Genomic DNA, 19,771 nt, shown 5'->3' with positions numbered 1-19,771 from the left:
ACAATGGATTAACTAATATTCTGTAGAGAGAGTATGTGATGATAGGTTGGAAATAGGTATCAGGTTAGGATATAGTATGAACAATATGTTATATTGTGTAAATTTGAAACATACCTATGTATACATAGAAAGGAAGCAGTCATGCAATTATTGCGACTAGAAATGAAAGGATTCAAGTCCTTTGCTGATAAAACAGTAGTGTCTTTTTCTCCAGGCATGACTGGGATTGTAGGCCCTAATGGTAGTGGTAAAAGTAATATTACTGACGCGATTCGTTGGGTTTTAGGGGAATCGAATGTACGCCATTTACGTGGACAAAAAGCAGAAGATATTATTTTTTCTGGCACAGAAGCTCGTCGCCCTCACAATACGGCAGAGGTAAACTTAATTTTTGATAACAGTGATGGCACTTTGGGCAAAGAATTAGCAGAAGTTGTTATCACACGCCGTATGTATCGCAATGGTGAAAGTGAATTCCAAATCAATAAGAGAAATTGCCGGTTAAAAGATATTCATCTATTATTAGCTGATACGGGCTTAGGTAAAGATTCTATGGCCATCATCGGGCAGAATCGTATCGATGCTATTTTGAATAGTAAACCAGAAGAACGTCGCTTAATATTTGAAGATGTGGCAGGTATCTCTCGCTTTAAAATGAATAAAGAAGATGCTATTCGGCGTATCAATAGTACAGATCGTAATATGGAACGATTAGATGATGTGATGAGTACGCTAGGAGATCAATTAGTAGAATTAGAGGCGAAAGCTAATGTAACACGTGAGTACAATACATTATCACAGGATAAGCGTAGCTATGATGGGGCTATAGCTTTTCATGAATATAAAACTGCGGATCGTTTATTTACACGCCAAGAAAATGAAAACTTATCCTACCTACGTGAGCAAGAAGAATTAGAAACTAGTTTAGATACAATCCAAGAGACCTATAAGACTACACAAAATGAGCTTCAATCATTTCGTGAAACCAACCAAAGTATGGAAGATGAATATGCCACTTTACAAGGTAAATTAGGGGAACTGACTGGACAAATTGAAGTAGCTCGCTTAAAAGAAGCCAATATGGTAGAAGAGTTACAAGATGGAGAAGAACAGTTAAGAACTTGGAAGGAAGAACTGAAAGAAAAAGAGGAACAGTATGACCGTGATTTAGCATCCTTGAAAGAGGAAGAAAATACTTTAGAAGTCATTGGCAAAGATGTGAAACAGGCTGAATCTAATTTGAAAAATACTCGAGACTCTCTTAGTCAAGTGAAGGCCAATTTAGATGGTATGCGTGTTGCGGAGCAACATGCTCATGAGCATCATATTCGTGTGGTTCGTGAATTGGAAGAAGCTCGCCATCAATTAGCAAGAGCGGAAGAGTTAGAAACACAAAAGAAAGATGATGCACAACGTTTGAAGGCTACTTTACAAGATATAGAACAATCTGTAGAAGAAGTACAAGCACAATTAGAGGCGCAACAAAAAGTTGTTAGTGAAGCACAGCAAGCATTGACGACAGCACGTCAATCATTACAACAGCTAGAGGATACACGTCGACAAAAAAATCAGGAATTAGTAGAAGTACAAAGAACACTGCAAGCTAAAGAAGGGCGCTTAGAACTGTTACATAGCTGGGAAGAGCTGCATGAAGGTTATTTGGAAGGCACAAAACATGTATTACAAGCGAAAGAAACTTGGTCTTCTCATATTCGTGGAGCTATTGGTGATGTATTCACTGTGGAAGAAAAATTCTTAGTGGCCATTGAAACTGCTTTGGGTGGTGCTATTCATCAAGTTATCACAGACACAGCAAAGATTGCTTCTGAAGCAGTACAATACTTAAAACGCACACAAGGTGGTCGAGTTACGTTTTTACCGATGGATATGGTACGAGGAAAACGTCTGGATCATAAAGCCTTAACATCGCCATATGTATTGGGATTAGGTGTAGACTGCATTCAATTTGATACACAATATACAGGCGTATTTAATCAGCTATTAGGGCGTACTTTGATTGTAGATACCTTGGACCATGGATTAGCATTGCAAAAAGAATATCATCAACAATTGCGGATTGTTACCTTAACAGGAGAGCAATTGCAACCAGGTGGTGCGTTAACAGGTGGTGCTACAAAACGGAAAAAAGTGTCTATCTTGTCCCGTAAAGAAGAGCAAGATACATTGCAGCAAGATATACATGCATTACGAAATACAGCACAGGTGTTACAACAGAATTTACAAGGACTAGACAAAGAAATAGAAGCTTTGACACAATCTGGTAAGGGATTACGTCAAACCTATGAACAAGAAGAATTGCAATTACGTAGCTTACAGCAAGAGCAACAACGCTCCCAAGGAGAACAAGTTAACTTAAGTGGAATGGTGCAGACCTATCATGAGGAAGTACAAAAGGTTCAAGAAAAGCAAACTACCTTAGGGGAGAACATTAAAAGGCTAGCAGAAGAACTTTCACAGTTGGAGGACAGAGAAGGACATCAAGAGCAAGTTGCTACCTTAGTTGCTCAAGAGCAAACGTTACAAGACCGAGAACGTGAGCAAAATGAAGAATTGCAAGGAGTACGCTTAGGATGGGAACAATCTAGATTGTTGTTAGAACAAAGCAAAAAAGAATTAGCTCAATTAGAACAACATATCAAAGATAAGGAAGTGAATATTGCAAGCTTAGATAGACGATTAAGCCAATTAGGTGAGGACGTTATACGCTTAGGTGGTGAACCTGCTTTAGAATTAGAAGCAGAGAAACAAGCGATAGAAAAACGGATAGCAGCCATTGGAGAAGCTCGTAAAGGTGGACAAGAAAAAGTACGTACCTGGGAGTTGCAATTAAGTCAATTGCAAGAAGAACGAAATCAACATGAGCAGCGGCAACGAATTGTGCAGAAAAAACTAGTAGACTTACAAGAAGGGTTAACAAAATATCAACTACAAGGCGAACAAGCATTGGAACAATTGGGCGCTTTAGGGTATACTAAACAAGAGGCACAGAATATACAGTTAGGTGGCTCTGTACATGAGTGGAAACAACAACAGTCGAACTTGGCAAGGCAGATTGAAAACTTAGGGGCTATCAACCCTAATGCGATTGCAGAGTATGAAGAAGCGGAAGAAAAGCTAGCATTCTATCATGCACAAAAAGAAGATTTGGTGACAGCTAAAGAGCAACTCGAAGGTGTTATCGCTGAAATTGATGGGGCTATGTCTGAACAGTTGCAAGGTGTTTTAAGTGATATTCGTGAGAAATTCCAACATGTATTCGCTCAACTGTTTGGCGGCGGCACTGCACAAATCGTGGCATCGAACCCAGAATCAATTTTAGAAAGTGGCATTGATTTTTATATCCAACCGCCAGGAAAGAAGCGCCAACAATTGAGCTTATTATCTGGTGGGGAACGAGCATTGACGGTTATAGCTTTGCTCTTTGCACTGCTAGATTATCGACCTGCTCCATTCTGTGTACTTGACGAAGTAGACGCTGCTTTAGATGATGCCAATGTGGAACGATTTAGCCAATATTTGCATAATTTAGGGGATGCCACACAATTTATCGTGGTGACCCATCGCAAACGGACCATGGAATCAGCCCATGTCTTGCAAGGGGTGACTATGGTGGAACGAGGGGTGTCACGTCTATTAACAGTAGCCTTTGACGAAGTAAAGGAGAACAGCGATTATGGCATTTAGTTTTTTTGACCGTGTGAAAGCGGGCTTAGAAAAGACAAAAAATAATTTTGTAAAAAAAGTAGAAACCATCGTTATCGGTTATGCAGAAATTGATGATGATTTTTTAGATGATTTAGAAGCTACCATGTTGACTGGTGATTTAGGCCCTAAAACAACGGCCTATTTAATGAAAGAAATCCGCCGTGGTGTTACGGAAGGGATTATCAACAATACTAGCGAAGTGATGCCTTTTATGGAAGAACGCATTACAGAAATGCTAGGGGCTCAAGAAGAAGTGTTGGAACTCCACAAACCAGAAGTGATTTTGGTGGTGGGTGTCAATGGTGTTGGTAAAACGACAACGATTGCAAAATTAGCTCATTACTATGCAGAGCAAGGTAAAAAAGTCATCATTGCAGCAGGGGATACATTCCGGGCTGCTGCCTCTGAACAATTATCCATTTGGGCCGATCGCGTGGGCGTATCTATTGTGAAACATAAGGAAGGGGCAGACCCAGCAGCGGTCGTCTTCGATGCCTGTGCCTCAGCAGTTGCTAAAGAAGCAGATTTAGTCATCGTAGATACAGCAGGCCGTTTGCATACCAAAGTCAACCTTATGGAAGAATTGAAGAAAATCGGCCGTGTGGCAGACAAACAAATTCCAGGGGCACCGCATCAAACCTTATTAGTACTGGATGGTACAACAGGTCAAAATGCAGTAAGCCAAGCAAAACTATTCGGTGAAGCAGTACCTGTGACAGGGATTGTGGTGACCAAATTAGATGGTACTGCAAAAGGTGGTGTAGTTATCTCTATCAAAGAAGAGTTGGGTGTTCCTGTGCGTTGGATTGGAGTGGGTGAGCAAATGGATGATTTGCGTCCATTCAATGCAAAAGAATTTGCTAATGCTCTCTTTGACAAGGGAGAATAGTGGACCATGACTAGAAAACAATTATATGACTATGTGGTGGACCAAAATGAAATGAATGGCTATGATATTGATGGGGACAGTATTGAATGTGCTGTAGATATTATGGAATTTGTTGGCGGTGATTTATATCGTCCTCTTACACGCTTACTCTTGAGCAATTGGAAAGAAATTGCTAACCGTATTGAAAGTTATACGGATGAGCAATGGAATTTTGTCCATCGTATTGCTGAGAACATGAAGGACTCTCTAGAACATGATCATGGTGATGAAAGTCATCATTTATCTGATTGTGGTATTGCCATCTTCATTGAAATGTTAGAAGGTGATGACACAGCCACACAAACCTTGCAAGGAGATACGCCAATTACAGAAGAAGAATTGCGCCGTATTCGTGGCAAAGGGTAGATATCTGGCGCCTATTGATAGGACTAATGCTAATAGCGCTTAGTCTGTAGTAAAAGTACTATAGGGCACGGATATACATATTATTACAATCATATAGTAGACAGTGAGAGAAAAGTTGGATCTTAGATTCAGCTTTTCTTTTTGTATACTCGATATTCGTATTAGTTAAAGTTCAGAAAATTATAGTAAGAATACGTATGATTATATAAACAATCTAACAGATAGTAGAAAATCAAAACGGCTGCTTTCTAATAAGCATAGGTGGTTGGTATATATAGTATTTGTATCGAACATACAGTACAATAAAATGGACTTTCATGGTATAATATAGAAGTTACTAGATATAGATACAAGTGAATGTTACTTGTTTACAGATAGAGAATATAAGGAGTGACTATGAGCGGATTGCATCATTTTCCTGAGGAAGGGATTCCTTTTCAAGTAGAGGCCCCTTATTCACCGATGGGTGACCAACCAAAGGCCATCCAGTCCTTGGCAGAGGGCATCGAAGGAGGGGAATGGGCACAGGTATTACTAGGTGCTACAGGTACGGGAAAAACATATACTATGGCGAAACTCATCGAGGCCGTACAAAAGCCGACTTTGATCATTGCACACAATAAAACATTAGCAGCTCAATTGGCTAGTGAGTTTAAAAGTTTTTTCCCTAAGAATGCAGTGGAATACTTCGTATCCTATTACGATTATTACCAACCAGAGGCGTATATTGCCTCTACAGATACATACATTGAAAAAGATGCGTCCATCAATGAAGAAATCGACAAGTTGCGCCACTCGGCGACAATGAATTTATTTGAGCGGAAAGATGTAATCATCGTCGCATCCGTCAGCTGCATTTACGGCTTAGGGGACCCAGAGGACTATAGCACGCTTTGTGTATCCTTGCGACAAGGTCAAGAATATAGCCGTGATGATATACTTCGTAAATTGGTATCTATTCAATACACTCGTAATGATATGAATTTTGTGCGAGGTACTTTCCGAGTACAAGGGGATACGTTGGAAATTTTCCCAGCTGGTACCAGTGAAAGAGCCATTCGTGTAGAAATGTTTGGCGATGAAATCGATCGTTTAGTGGAAATTGATGTGCTTACAGGTGATGTGATTGTAGAGCGTAAACACGTGGCTATCTATCCAGCTTCTCACTATGTAACGACAAAGGAAAAGTTAGACCTTGCCATTGGGCGCATCGAGACAGAATTGGCTGAACGTTTGGCATACTTTAATGAAAATGGCCGTCTCTTAGAAGCGCAACGATTGGAGCAACGAACACGATATGACATTGAAATGATGCAGGAAATGGGCTATTGCTCGGGGATTGAAAACTACTCCCGTCTGTTGTCTAACCGTCAACCAGGAGAAGCGCCAATGACCCTTATCGACTATTTTACAGATGATTTCCTTATCATCATTGATGAATCCCATGTGACCTTGCCACAAATTCGTGCCATGTATAATGGTGACCAAGCTCGGAAACATAATTTGATCGACTACGGATTCCGCTTGCCATCAGCGGCGGATAATCGACCGTTAAAATTTGAAGAGTTTGTAGAGAGAATCAACCAAATTGTCTATGTATCTGCTACACCAGGGCCCTATGAAATGGAAGTACAGACGAATGTAGCAGAACAAATCATTCGTCCAACAGGTTTGCTAGATCCTATTATCGAAATCCGACCTATTAAAGGACAGATGGATGATCTTTTAGGAGAAATTAAAGACCGTGCGAAGTCAGATGAACGAGTGTTGGTAACGACGTTAACCAAGAAAATGGCAGAGGATTTAACAAATTACCTAAAAGAGATGGGCATTCGAGTGCGCTATTTACACTCCGACATTGCTACCATTGAGCGTGCCGATATTATCCGTGATTTACGGGCCGGTGTTTTTGATGTTCTCGTGGGAATTAACTTACTACGGGAAGGCTTAGATATGCCAGAAGTGTCCTTGGTGGCTATCCTAGATGCAGATAAGGAAGGTTTCTTGCGCAGTGATACGTCCTTGATTCAGACCATAGGTCGTGCGGCTCGTAATGAAAAAGGGAACGTTATTATGTATGCTGACCGTATTACAGGCTCTATGCAACGCGCCATGGATGAAACAGAACGTCGTCGTGCCTTGCAAGAGTCTTATAATACAGAGCATGGTATTACACCACGGACAGTGCGCAAGGAAGTGAAAGATTTAATTGAGTTGACCAAAGTCGAAGGGGAAGTTGCTTCTTCTAAAAAAGGTCGCAAACCAAAAGTAGATAGTTCTGTGGTGTATGATAGTACAGCGCCGACAGAGATGGTGGCAGAAACGGTGCAGTCACTTTCAACGAAGTCACAATACGAAACGAAAGAAGATGTGTTCAATGCCATTGAAGAGACCACACGCCTCATGAAGGCAGCGGCGAAACAATTAGAATTTGAACGAGCTGCAGAGTTGCGTGATGAATTGGGCAGATTGCGCCAAATTTGGTCAGACATGAATGAAGAATAGGAGTTATTTTGAAAGATCAATTAATTATAAAAGGAGCCCGTCAACATAATTTGAAGAATATTGACGTGGCTTTACCAAGAAATCAATTCATCGTATTAACAGGATTAAGTGGATCTGGTAAGTCATCCCTAGCCTTTGATACGATTTATGCAGAAGGCCAGCGCAGATATGTGGAGTCCTTATCTGCCTATGCTCGCCAGTTTTTGGGGCAAATGGATAAACCTGATGTAGATTACATTGAGGGGCTTTCACCAGCTATCTCCATTGATCAAAAGACAACGAGCCGTAACCCTCGGTCTACGGTGGGAACAGTGACAGAAATTTATGACTATTTGCGCTTATTATTTGCTCGTATCGGTCGTGCCTATTGCCCTACTTGTGGAGAAGAGATTGCCCAACAGACGATTGAGCAAATAACAGACTTAGTCATGAAATTACCAGAACGTACTAAGATTATGGTGATGGCTCCCGTGGTACGGGGTAAAAAAGGTCGCCATGAAAAAGTGTTGGAACAAATCCGTAAAAATGGCTTTGCTCGCGTTCGCATCAATGGGGAGATACATACCTTTGAGGACGAAATCAACTTAGATAAAAATAAGAAACACAATATTGAAATTGTGGTAGACCGTCTTGTTATCAAGGAAGGTTTAGAAAGCCGCTTGACGGACTCCTTAGAAACTGCCATTCCTCATGGAGAAGGCTTTGTTATTATTCAAGAGGTAGATGGCCCAGCTCATCAATTTAGTGTGCATTTTACCTGTCCTAATGGTCATATTTCATTGCCAGAAATTGAACCTCGTATGTTTTCTTTCAACAGTCCCTTTGGGGCTTGCCCATCCTGTTTGGGCTTAGGTAGCACGATGGAAGTAGATGAGGACAGAGTGATTCCGGATACAACGGTGTCCTTTATAGATGGGGGAGTAGCCCCATTGAGTTCGAACCCTAATGCGTGGTTCATGCGTCAATTAGAAGGCTTGTTGAAAGCGCATGGATATACATTAGAAGCAAGTTTTTCAGAACTGCCTACAGCCTTACAAAAAGAAGTCATGTATGGTAGTACTGAGAAAGTGACCTTTGACTACGAAAATATGCGTGGAGAGGTGAAAACATTCCACACTGAATATGAAGGTATTTTGCCAATGGTGAAACGCCGTCATGCAGAGGCTACTACGGATAGCATGCGGGAAGAGTTTGAATCCTATATGTCTATTAAACCATGTACAGCTTGTAAGGGTGCTCGTTTGAAACCAGAATCCCTTGCCATCCGTGTAGGGGAAAAAAATATAGATGAAGTGACACAACTCACGATCAGTGAAGCGGTGGACTATTTTGGCAATCTACAGTTGACGGAACGAGAGGCTTTCATCGGGGCTCAAATTTTGAAAGAAATCAATGCTCGCTTAGGATTCCTAAATAATGTGGGCTTAGATTATTTGACCATGAACCGCAGTGCCGGCACTTTATCTGGTGGGGAAGCACAGCGCATTCGTTTGGCCACACAAATTGGTTCGGGACTCGTTGGGGTTTTATACATTCTAGATGAACCATCCATTGGCTTGCATCAACGAGACAATGATCGATTAATTGAAACACTGAAAGGTTTGCGAGATTTAGGGAACACCTTGTTAGTGGTAGAGCACGATGAAGATACGATGCTAGCAGCGGATTATTTGGTAGATATTGGACCTGCGGCCGGTGAACATGGTGGTCAAATCGTGGCACAAGGTACAGTACCAGAGGTAATGGCTGTGAAAGAATCCATTACAGGTCAATATTTAAGTGGCCAAAAATATATTCCATTACCAAAAGAACGTAGAAAGCCTACGAAAGCCTGCTTAGAAATCCGTGGTGCTAAAGAGAACAACTTGAAGCAAGTAAACGTAAAGTTCCCTATTGGTTTATTCACAGTTGTAACAGGTGTCAGCGGATCCGGTAAATCGACATTGATCAACGAAATTTTATATAAAGGCGTAGCCAATGCACTCTACAGAAGTCACCACAAGGTAGGTGCTCATAAGGAGATTCGTGGTTTAGAGTACGTAGATAAAATCATCAATATTGACCAAAGTCCAATCGGCCGAACACCACGTTCGAATCCAGCCACCTATACAGGTGTGTTCGATGCCATCCGTGAGTTATACAGTCAAACCAATGAAGCGAAGATTCGTGGCTATAAAGCAGGGCGATTTAGTTTTAACGTTAAAGGCGGTCGCTGTGAAGCGTGTCGTGGAGATGGTATCATCAAAATTGAAATGCATTTCTTGCCAGATGTGTATGTACCGTGTGAGGTATGTAAAGGAGCACGATACAATCGAGAGACGATGGAAGTGAAGTACAAAGGTAAAAGTATTGCCGATGTATTGGATATGGTCGTCGATGAAGCAGTAGATTTCTTTAGCGCTATTCCCAAAATTCACCGTAAATTGGTAACTCTACAAGAAGTGGGCTTAGGATATATTCGCTTAGGTCAGGCGGCAACTACCTTATCAGGAGGGGAAGCACAACGTGTAAAATTAGCCACTGAACTGGCTCGGCGCAGTACAGGGAAAACCTTATATATCCTGGATGAGCCGACTACTGGATTGCATGTAGAAGATATCCGCAAGCTTTTAGAGGTATTGCAAAAGCTCACAGATGGTGGTGATACTGTGGTGGTTATCGAGCATAATTTAGATGTCATTAAAACGGCGGATCATATTATTGACTTAGGTCCAGAAGGCGGTTTCCGAGGCGGTACCATTGTGGGCACCGGTACACCTGAGGAGATTGCTGCTTTACCTGAAAGCTACACGGGCAAATTCTTAGGTCCTGTGTTAGAGAAAACTAGGAACTATATGGAACAACATCCGTTAACTGTTGAGGGCACACTATGAATCCTATCGACAGACAGTTGCAAGCAGAAGAAGTAGACTTTCAGCCATCTCGTCAACAAGATATGATGATGGGTGATACGGAACAGCAAGCGTATATACTGGAAAAGGTCAGTCATCTACCCACTACGCCAGGGGTTTACTTATGGCGTGATAAGTACCAGCGCATCATCTATGTGGGAAAGGCCATCAACTTGCGCAATCGTGTGCGGTCCTATGTGCAGCAAGATGTGAATCGCTCTGTGAAAGTGACTGCCATGATGCGCCGTGCTTGGGATGTGGAAACGATTCAAACGAAAACAGAAATGGAAGCTCTTATCCTAGAGGCAACCTTAATTAAGGAGCATCATCCGAAATATAATATTATGCTTCGTGATGATAAGACATATCCTTATGTAAAGATCACTGTGCAAGAGGACTTTCCACGCCTCTTTATGACTCGTCGCTTAGAACGTGACGGAGCCAAGTATTTTGGACCTTTCACGGACGTCACAGCAGTACATCATGTACTGCGTATCTTGCGTTCCTATTATCCATTGCGTACTTGTAAAAGTATGAAAGTAGAACGACCTTGTTTGCAATATCATATGCATTATTGCGAAGGTCCTTGCATGAACTATGTGACGGTAGAATCCTATCGCAAATACATCGATGATATTGTAGCTCTTTTTGAAGGGAAACAAGTCCAAGTGATTCAAGAGATTACATCCAAGATGGAACAAGCCTCGGAGGACCTAGAGTTTGAACTAGCTGCTAAGTATCGAGATGACCTCTTGAGCATCCAAAAGGTACAAGAAAAGCAACGCATGGTCACACAGAGAGGCGATATGGACGTACTAGGCATGGCTATCGATGGTCCTATGGCATGTATTCAACTGTTTTTCATTCGCAGTGGTAGGCTGTTGGGACGAGAAAATTACTTTGTCCAACATGAAGGGGATAGTCCAGAGCTAGTGATGACGGAGTTCATTAAACAGTATTATGGAGGATCTACGTTCATACCTAAAGAATTGCTATTGCCTATGGATAGTGTGGACCGTGAACTGTTTAGTGAATGGTTCTCCTCTATGAAAGGGCAACAAGTGGACGTATCTGTACCTCAACGGGGCTATAAAAAAGACCTTATCAAGATGGCGGAGGAAAATGCTCAGAACTTCTTGGCAGAGCGTCGTCGTCAGTGGCAATACACAATAGATAAGTCCGGTGGGGCCGTGAAAAAATTAGCAGAAGTACTTGACTTGCCAAGATTGCCAGAGCGTATGGAATGTTACGATATTTCTCATATGCAAGGGGCAGAAACAGTGGCATCCATGGTGGTCTTTGAAGGTGGAAAGCCGGCGAAACGAGAGTATCGTCGATTCAAGTTGAAAACAGTTCAAGGGAAGCCTGACGACTTTGCATCTATGGCGGAGATTATGGAACGACGCTACGGCAATGAAAAAGATTGGCCTATGCCAGATTTGATTATCATCGATGGTGGTAAAGGTCAGTTAAATGCAGCATTACCAGTCATCCGTGCTATGGGTGTTACCGATGTGCCCGTCATATCCTTGGCAAAACGAATCGAAGAAGTATTCGTAGAAGGAGAATCGGAAAGTATTATTCTAGAACACCATACGCCAGAATTACAACTACTACAGCAAATTCGTGACGAAGCCCATCGCTTTGCTATTACCTATCATCGTAGATTGCGTGGAAAGCGGAACTTAGAATCTGTTCTAGATCATGTAGAGGGCATAGGACCAAAACGAAGAAAAGCGCTGTATAAACACTTTGGTAATTTAGATGCCATGCGAGTGGCGGAGTTGGAAGAATTGGAGAGCGTTGAGGGAATGAACAAAAAAGCGGCGCTTGCTGTGTATGAGTTCTTTCGGCGGAATCAACGTTAAGGGAAACGAGCAAGTACTACTTGTGGTTTATGCCTTGTGGCGTTCTTATGTGAATAGGATAAAGGGAAGAGCACGACATATTCCTACGCAAACTGATACAGTGGTTAGGTTTGCTTCGGAACATGTCGTGCTCTTCTTATGTTTATTGTATTTAGGTAATAAAGAAACGCCACAAGGCCTCTATCCGTAATAGCATATCTATATTAGAGGTTGCCCGGATCTTGTTTAGTTTAATTTAGATTGCCTCACGGAAAGAACTCATCCACAGGTGGGGCGTCACTTGTTTTGTTATGAAATCTTGTGGCGCGTGTTTATATAGCAAAGGAAACGAGCAACATATTCCTCCACAAACTGATACAGTGGTTAGGTTTGCTCCGGAACATGTTGCTCGTTTTTGGTGTTGTTTGATTTAGTCAATGAAATCGCCACAAGATGTTCTACGCTAGTGCGGCGTTCTTTATGGATAGATTGTCTAATTTCTATAAAAATATCGCTTAAAAGATAACGATTTGCATATTTTATGCTATAATGAAAATACAGAAGGATCACCGACGTGAGTTGGGCTCATCTCTTCCTAACTATAGGAGGTGGTGGTACTATGAAAAAGTTAGCAATTGCATCTTTATTGATACAAATTTGTATGCTTATCATAGCATTTATCGACTTACTGTTTAAGTAAGGAAAAAGCCTAACGGATAAGGTCTTGTACACCTTAACACGTTAGGCTTATCCATTTCTAAAAGCTTTAGAGATGAGCCTAACGCCATCGACACGTTGGTGGCCCTTCTTTTTGTTACGTATAGTATACCACATTTTGTGGAAAAGATAAAGGTGTGACTGATGGTCACACCTTTTTTGTTTTATTTTGTTGTTTCGTCATCATCGCTAGGTGCCAACATGGAGTAGAAGGCCCATAGTAAGATGAACCAGAATGGTGTAAACATGAGGGCGATGCGAGTGTCGCTTTGTAATGCTAGTACTACCAAGATGAATAAGAAGAACGCTAGAATTAGGTAGTTCATAAATGGGTACAGTGGCATTTTAAAAGTAGATTGCTTCGCCAATTCTGGTCTTTGCTTGCGATATTTGAGATGGCATACGACGATGATGGCCCAAATATAGATGAAGCAGAATGTGGAGATGGACGTAATCATGATGAATACGCTTTCAGGCATGACATAGTTTAAGACTACGGTAAATAGTAAGGCCGCAGCGGAGAATAGTGTTGCCTGATAGGGTACAGCATGGTTCGTCAATCGTTTCATTCGACTCGGCGCATGTCCACGTTTGGATAAGGCGTAGATCATACGGCTCGTGGAGAAGATACCAGAGTTAGTAGCAGAGGCTGCTGATGTTAGAACAACGAAGTTTACGATGCTCGCAGCAGCCAGTATGCCCACTGCATTAAACACAGCCACGAAGGGACTAGAATTTGGATCTACTGCAATCCATGGGTAAATACTCATGATGATTGCAAGGGAACCAATATAGAAAAGAATAATTCGCAATGGAATGTTATTGATAGCCATAGGGATAACTTTTTTTGGATTTTCCGTTTCCCCAGCTGTGAGGCCTACTAGTTCAATGCCTGTGAAAGCAAATACTACCATTTGGAAAGATAAGATAAAGCCCATGGTTCCATTTGGAAACCAACCGCCGTAATTCCATAGGTTATCAAAGGCAGCCGCTCCAGCATTGGTAGTGAATCCTGTAAGAATCATGATAAGCCCGATAATGATGAGTGATACGATGGCGATTACTTTTATTAAAGCGAACCAAAACTCCATTTCACCAAAGTGTTTGACCGCTGTCAAATTCATAACTAGTAATATGCCTAGTACGATGAGGGCCGGTATCCATTGTGGCATCCACGGTATCCAGTACTGCATGTACAAGCCGACCGCAGTTAAATCCGCCATGGCCAGTGAAAGCCAACAGAACCAATAGGTCCAACCAGTAATGAAGGCCGCTCGGTCACCTAAATATTCTTCTACAAAGTCAATGAAAGAATGGTGATTCAAATTGGAAAGCAATAACTCTCCTAAAGCACGCATCATGAAGAAACAGATAATACCTGTAATTAGATACGTGAGGAGGATAGAGGGGCCCGCTAAACTAATAGATCGCCCAGAGCCAAGGAATAAACCTGTACCGATAGCACCACCGATGGCCAATAATTGAACGTGGCGATTTTTAAGACCACGCTTTAACTCTTGTTGCGAGTCCGTCATAGTAAAACCTCCTTAATACAATATAAACTTTTATATTTGATAATACTAAACTATTTTCTATAGAATGTCAATTATTGCTAGTAAAAGACTATAGTTAGACAGTAAAAAAGGCTTTCACAGGATTCTAAAAAACACCTATGAAAGCCAATTTATATATATTTAATAATTTAAAGTGTGCTTAAAATTATATACTATTCTTTAATTCTCATAATGTCATATGTTGTTCTTTAAGATTAGAGACAAATAGCATACATCTGATGTAATAGTATGTATTAAGCTAAAAAATTATTTAATAGTATACAATTTTGAGTGCATCCATTGATGAGAGCTTATAGAAAAACAAGGACTAACACGGATGTATCTTACTAGTAGTTTATTTTAGGTTGCTATGGAAGTCCTCTAGGATGTGTTGAGCCACGCTTTCAGGAGTACTAGTATTTAAAACTTGTACTTGACGGAATCGCGCGTAAAGTAGTGACCGTTCTGCATACAATTGTTGCAATCGTTCTAGACCACCAGAGGAGAGAACACGTCCTGTTGTATCGAGTTCTTCTAAGGGACGATAGATTTCATAGATACGTCCATTTTGACGAAGTGGGACATAGTTTTCCGGTATGATGATAGCACCGCCACCGGTAGAGATGATCAAACCTGTCTGTTTACCCACATCGGTGATAATCCTAGACTCTATGGCGCGGAATGCAGGTTCACCGTGGGTTAATATATAATCACTAATGGAACCGACTTCCTCGGTAATGAGATGGTCTATGTCCACAAGTGTTCGTCCCGTTAACTTTGCTAAAGATTCACCAATGGTACTTTTACCAGACCCAGGCATACCAACTAAAATGATATTTTCTTGGTTTCGCCGGAATTGTTTATATAGGTCTGAAAGGATACTTTCATCATAGGTACGATGTAAAAATAAAGCACTCGCCGCAATGGCTTGGGCTAATAGAAATACAAGGCCATTCACATGGGGTATATTTAAGGATTCCGCTTCTATTAGAATGGCAGTACGATGTGGATTGTACACTAAATCGATAACACCTTCTAAGTGAGTGAAAGGGGCTAATCGAATGCTTTGGTCAGGACAATGAGGATACATACCAACTGGAGTACAGTTGATAATTACCTGTGCTCGTTCATAAAATTGTGCAATGTGTTCATATGTAGGAAAGTGATGGCGGCTGATATGGGTAATAGAGGCGGCGCCTAATCTTTTCAATGCCACATGCACTGTATTGGACGAGGCTCCATCACCTAAAATTAAACAATGCTTATGTATTACTTCTATACCAGACCAATCTAAGGTGGCTAGGAAGCCATCATAGTCCGTATTGGTTCCATACCAAGAACCATCTGCTTGGCGCACCATAGTGTTGACACAACCAATTGCTTCTGCGATATCACTGATGCGATGACAAGCCTGTAAAGCATTGATTTTATAGGGAATGGTAATATTTAAGCCTTGCAAGTCAGAACGATTAAAAAAATCTTGTAGTTGGTCTGGTTCCATTTCAAATATGTCATAGGATGTATTTCCTAAGGCTTGATGAATCATAGGGGAGTAGGTGTGGCCCAAGGTGCGACCTAATAATCCAAACATTTACACCTCCAAGGCGGGATGACTGAAATGACGGAATACATGTGGATCATGTTCTAGTACAAAATCTAAGAGGACAAGAGCCGTTAGAGCTTCTACTACAGGAACGGCACGTAGCGCTACGCAAGGGTCATGGCGACCTTGAATTTGTAATACTTCAGCACTATGGTTACTGAGGGATACTGAGTTTTGCTCATGATAAATGGACGGTGTGGGCTTAATCCCTACTTGCATCACAAGGGGCATACCGTTGGTAATACCACCTTGGATGCCACCGCTGTTATTGTTCTTGGTACGAACACCTTCATCAGTGATGATGAAAGGATCGTTTTGCTCACTTCCACGGGACGCACAGCCAGGGAAACCAGACCCAAAGGAAATACCTTTCACTGCAGGCATACCGAACAGCGTAGCGCCTAAGCGATTTTCAATACCATCATAATTGGGATTCCCCATGCCAACAGGTAAGCCTGTGGCAAATATCTCTACGATGCCTCCAGTGGAATCGCCAGATGTTTTTAACTCCAATACAAATTGCTCTGCTGTATGACGTTGCACAGGGTCTAACATAGGAATCGCTTCAGTGCTGATACTAGCGAGCTTGTCCATAGGTGGGTTAGTATAATCGATAGATGTATCTGGGACAGTGCCAACTTGTGCTAAGTGTGCACGCACATGAATGCCGATGGATTCTAATAGTTGTATAGCAATGCCACCAGCTACGCAAACAGGGGCTGTTAGGCGAGCAGAGAAATGACCGCCCCCACGCATATCCACATACTCACCATAGCGCATGCAAGCGGTGTAATCTGCATGAGATGGGCGTGGTACATCTCGTAGGTTATCGTAATCCCCACTTCGTTGTGATGTATTTTGAATAGTGAAAGCCAAAGGAGAACCGCTCAGTCTTCCTTGTACGATGCCTGATTGAAACTCAGGGATATCTGCTTCTTTTCGTTGTGTTTGTAATTGATGTTGCCCTGGAGCTCGTCGTTTTAGGAAGGCTTGCAAGGTTTCTAGATTGACTGGAAACCCACAAGGAAGCCCATCTACAACTCCGCCAATAGCTTGACCGTGAGAGGATCCAAAGGTGGAGACTTTCACAGTGCGACCGAAATAGGATGCCATAATTACTCCTTACTTGTTAAATACATTTATATAGTATATGTCTGCCCACCTAATCGTTTCCAATCTTCAAAAAAGTGAGGATACGACTTACTGATGGCTTCGCTGTCCTTCAAAATCATAGGAGAAGTGCCGATGAGTGCGTTTAAGGCACCAGCCATGACGAGACGATGGTCATTCACACAGTCTACAGTGCCACCCGTAAGAGTGCCTGTTCCCATGATATATAGATTATCTCCTTCTATGCGAATAATGCCGCCAGAATCACGAACAAGTTGTGCTACTGCTTCTAAACGATCTGATTCTTTTAAGCGCAGGCGGGTGCCATTGATGAAAGAAGATTCACCTTCTATGGAGCAAGCTAAGCTAGATAGAATCGGCAATAAATCTGGCATTTGTTCTAAATTTACATGGATTGGTTGATGTGCTTTGCCAGTGACCGTGATAGTAGATCCATTCCACGTACAAGTGACACCAGCGCTTTCTAAAATGGAAAGAATCCGTTTATCTGCTTGTACAGAATTAGGACGTAAACCTGTGACAGAAATAGATTGCCCTGTCATAGCAGCTACTACTAGCCAAATGGCACCATTAGACCAATCTCCCTCAATTGGATATTGTTCATTGCCGTGGAAGTGTTGGTTCTCTTCGATAGTAAAACTTGGATATCCTTCCTCCGTGGAAGCTTCTGTTACGTGTACACCAAAGTCTTTCATCGTTTCTATGGTTAATGTCACATAGTCTTTCGATTGCAGTGGACTTGTGCAGTTCACAGTTGTTCGTCCTAGCTGTGGTGCAGCTAATAACAGTCCAGAGAAAAACTGGGAACTGACGGAACCTGTCATGGTGAAGGTACCACCTTGTAGACGACCTGTCATAGTGAAAGGCGGTGCATCTTGTGAAAAGGATACGCCGTGGTCTTTCATTTCGCTCAACAATGGTTCTAGTGGTCGTTCTGGTAGACGTCCTTTGGCATCTACTTTCACAGTGTCACAAATCGAGGTGGACACAGGTAAGAGTAAGCGTAAGGTTGTACCTGATTCGTGGGGTAATACCTGTCCTATAGAAGGGGAAGGGCCAGGAGTAATATGAGCCACACCATTTTCATGGGTAATCGTTGCACCAAGGGCTCGCAAGGAATCCATGGTAGCATCAATGTCCTTGGAAGAGTGGGAAATTAAAATTGAGCTAGGACTCGTGGCAAGGGCCGCTGAGATAAGTGCCCGATGAGCATGGGCCTTAGCCGGTATGGCTGGGATTGTGCCACATAAGGGCATATTAGAAACATGTTGCATAGGAATCCTTTCTGTTATTGTTGCCATACCACTATAAGTGATAATTACAAGTATAACTATAAAAGGTAAAACATAAAATGTAATTTGTTTAGTATATCATACATAGTAACTCTAGAATGGGTGTATATCATAATTAGTTAAGTATACTAACTATAACACATTGAGTTATATATGACAGTAGGTAGCAAGTTCTTGGAAGGTCACTTCCTTTAGTACTGATGCGCCATAATCCGTAGGAACTACGATGGTAATGGAAGAGCCAGAGGCTTTTTTATCATGACTGGCTTCTTCTAAAATTACATCTTTTGAAATCGTCGTTGTGGTGGGTAGTTCATGGGCCATTAGCAACTGTTCAATACTAGAAATGATGGTAGGGTCTAGCTCTTCGTTGGCTACAGCACCTTTTGCCATGATGAGGAGCCCCAAAGCAACGGCATTGCCGTGAGGGATGGTAAAAGCACTACCGTGCTCGATACCATGTCCAAAGGTATGACCTAAGTTCAACGTCGCACGAAGGCCGCTTTCCTTTTCATCTACTTCCACCACATGGGCTTTGATGCGCACACATTGAGCGATGACAGTATCTACATCTTCTAGATGTTGTAAGAGTGGTCGTTCTCGAAGTTGATCTAGTAACTCTGGATGGTCTAAGAAACCATATTTGATGATTTCCCCACATCCATTAATCCATTCCTCTTTAGGTAAGGTAGAAAGTGTTTCTGGATCACAGAGAACGAGGATAGGTTGTTTAAAAGCACCCCATAAATTCTTACCACACTCTAGGTTAACAGCTGTTTTACCGCCTACAGAGGAATCGACAGCAGCCAACAGTGACGTAGGTAATTGTACATAATCGATACCCCGTAAGTAGGTAGCAGCAGCGAATCCAGCTAGGTCGCCGACGACGCCACCACCTAAAGCAATAATGAGGTCTTTCCGAGCCAATTTTGCATTTCCTAATGTTTCTACTAGGTCCATGAGACGATGGCCATTCTTTTCACTTTCACCATGAGGAAACGTGTAGGTGTGAACGGTGTAACCTGCCTGTTGTAGGGCATCTGAAACAGTGGAAGCATAGAGGGGGCCCACATTGTCATCAGTAACAATCATGACGGAACAAGGAGGCTTGATAGCGTGTAAGTACTTACCAATGCGAGGCAAGCTATTCCGCTCGATAATCACATCGTAAGAAGTGGATGCTTGAATATGAATTGTATCCATAGGAGTGAC

Annotated in this window: 11 protein-coding genes; 6 read left to right on the top strand and 5 right to left on the bottom strand. The window is 42.0% G+C overall.

Going from position 1 to position 19,771, the window contains the following annotated elements:
• The first annotated feature begins 141 nt into the window (after positions 1-141).
• The 6 genes from smc (at position 142) to uvrC (ending at position 12,284) form a co-directional block, all read left to right on the top strand.
• Entirely contained in the window at positions 142-3,705 is a 3,564-nt protein-coding gene (smc, locus tag EO116_RS07120) for a chromosome segregation protein SMC (protein WP_127161229.1), read from the top strand.
• Positions 3,695-4,615 carry a signal recognition particle-docking protein FtsY gene (gene ftsY, locus EO116_RS07115; protein WP_127161228.1) on the top strand — a complete coding sequence of 307 codons (921 nt, stop codon included), beginning with the start codon at positions 3,695-3,697 and terminating at the stop codon, positions 4,613-4,615. Before smc ends, ftsY begins: the two co-directional genes overlap by 11 nt.
• 6 nt (positions 4,616-4,621) lie before the next feature.
• Positions 4,622-5,020, top strand: a complete 399-nt coding sequence (locus tag EO116_RS07110; protein WP_127161227.1) for a hypothetical protein — start codon at positions 4,622-4,624, stop codon at positions 5,018-5,020.
• A 396-nt stretch (positions 5,021-5,416) separates the two neighbouring features.
• Positions 5,417-7,525 (top strand): excinuclease ABC subunit UvrB, encoded by a 2,109-nt coding sequence (gene uvrB / locus EO116_RS07105; protein WP_127161226.1) that lies wholly within the window; start codon positions 5,417-5,419, stop codon positions 7,523-7,525.
• An 8-nt stretch (positions 7,526-7,533) separates the two neighbouring features.
• Complete coding sequence (gene uvrA / locus EO116_RS07100; RefSeq protein WP_127161225.1) at positions 7,534-10,398, top strand: excinuclease ABC subunit UvrA; 2,865 nt, start codon at positions 7,534-7,536, stop codon at positions 10,396-10,398.
• Between the two features lie 68 nt (positions 10,399-10,466).
• On the top strand, positions 10,467-12,284 hold the full coding sequence (gene uvrC / locus EO116_RS07095; protein WP_127161240.1) for an excinuclease ABC subunit UvrC: 1,818 nt from the start codon (positions 10,467-10,469) through the stop codon (positions 12,282-12,284).
• 860 nt (positions 12,285-13,144) lie between these two features.
• Here the strand turns inward: uvrC and EO116_RS07090 are convergent.
• The 5 genes from EO116_RS07090 to aroB all read right to left on the bottom strand — a co-directional run bounded on the left by EO116_RS07090 (position 13,145) and on the right by aroB (position 19,762).
• Entirely contained in the window at positions 13,145-14,515 is a 1,371-nt protein-coding gene (locus tag EO116_RS07090; RefSeq protein ID WP_127161224.1) for an amino acid permease, read from the bottom strand.
• Positions 14,516-14,888: 373 nt separating this feature from the next.
• Positions 14,889-16,124 carry a shikimate kinase gene (locus tag EO116_RS07085; RefSeq protein WP_127161223.1) on the bottom strand — a complete coding sequence of 412 codons (1,236 nt, stop codon included), beginning with the start codon at positions 16,122-16,124 and terminating at the stop codon, positions 14,889-14,891.
• Entirely contained in the window at positions 16,125-17,249 is a 1,125-nt protein-coding gene (gene aroC, locus EO116_RS07080; RefSeq protein WP_127161222.1) for a chorismate synthase, read from the bottom strand.
• 26 nt (positions 17,250-17,275) lie between these two features.
• Positions 17,276-18,541, bottom strand: coding sequence for a 3-phosphoshikimate 1-carboxyvinyltransferase (aroA, locus tag EO116_RS07075; protein WP_127161221.1), 1,266 nt, complete (start codon positions 18,539-18,541; stop codon positions 17,276-17,278).
• Positions 18,542-18,706: 165 nt separating this feature from the next.
• A complete protein-coding gene (gene aroB, locus EO116_RS07070) occupies positions 18,707-19,762 on the bottom strand; it encodes a 3-dehydroquinate synthase (protein ID WP_127161220.1) in 1,056 nt (351 codons plus the stop codon).
• Positions 19,763-19,771 lie beyond the last annotated feature (9 nt).

The sequence above is a fragment of the Veillonella sp. VA137 genome, from assembly GCF_003992015.1.
Taxonomy (GTDB): Bacteria; Bacillota; Negativicutes; order Veillonellales; family Veillonellaceae; genus F0422.
This window is presented reverse-complemented; position numbering and strand designations above follow the sequence as displayed.

What these genes read in the sequence shown, in the direction of transcription:
- smc (WP_127161229.1), top strand. Translation starts at nt 142, where the DNA reads ATGCAATTATTGCGACTAGAAATGAAAGGATTCAAGTCCTTTGCTGAT.
- ftsY (WP_127161228.1), top strand. Translation starts at nt 3,695, where the DNA reads ATGGCATTTAGTTTTTTTGACCGTGTGAAAGCGGGCTTAGAAAAGACA.
- EO116_RS07110 (WP_127161227.1), top strand. Translation starts at nt 4,622, where the DNA reads ATGACTAGAAAACAATTATATGACTATGTGGTGGACCAAAATGAAATG.
- uvrB (WP_127161226.1), top strand. Translation starts at nt 5,417, where the DNA reads ATGAGCGGATTGCATCATTTTCCTGAGGAAGGGATTCCTTTTCAAGTA.
- uvrC (WP_127161240.1), top strand. Translation starts at nt 10,467, where the DNA reads ATGGGTGATACGGAACAGCAAGCGTATATACTGGAAAAGGTCAGTCAT.
- EO116_RS07090 (WP_127161224.1), bottom strand. Translation starts at nt 14,515, where the DNA reads ATGACGGACTCGCAACAAGAGTTAAAGCGTGGTCTTAAAAATCGCCAC.
- EO116_RS07085 (WP_127161223.1), bottom strand. Translation starts at nt 16,124, where the DNA reads ATGTTTGGATTATTAGGTCGCACCTTGGGCCACACCTACTCCCCTATG.
- aroC (WP_127161222.1), bottom strand. Translation starts at nt 17,249, where the DNA reads ATGGCATCCTATTTCGGTCGCACTGTGAAAGTCTCCACCTTTGGATCC.
- aroA (WP_127161221.1), bottom strand. Translation starts at nt 18,541, where the DNA reads ATGCAACATGTTTCTAATATGCCCTTATGTGGCACAATCCCAGCCATA.
- aroB (WP_127161220.1), bottom strand. Translation starts at nt 19,762, where the DNA reads ATGGATACAATTCATATTCAAGCATCCACTTCTTACGATGTGATTATC.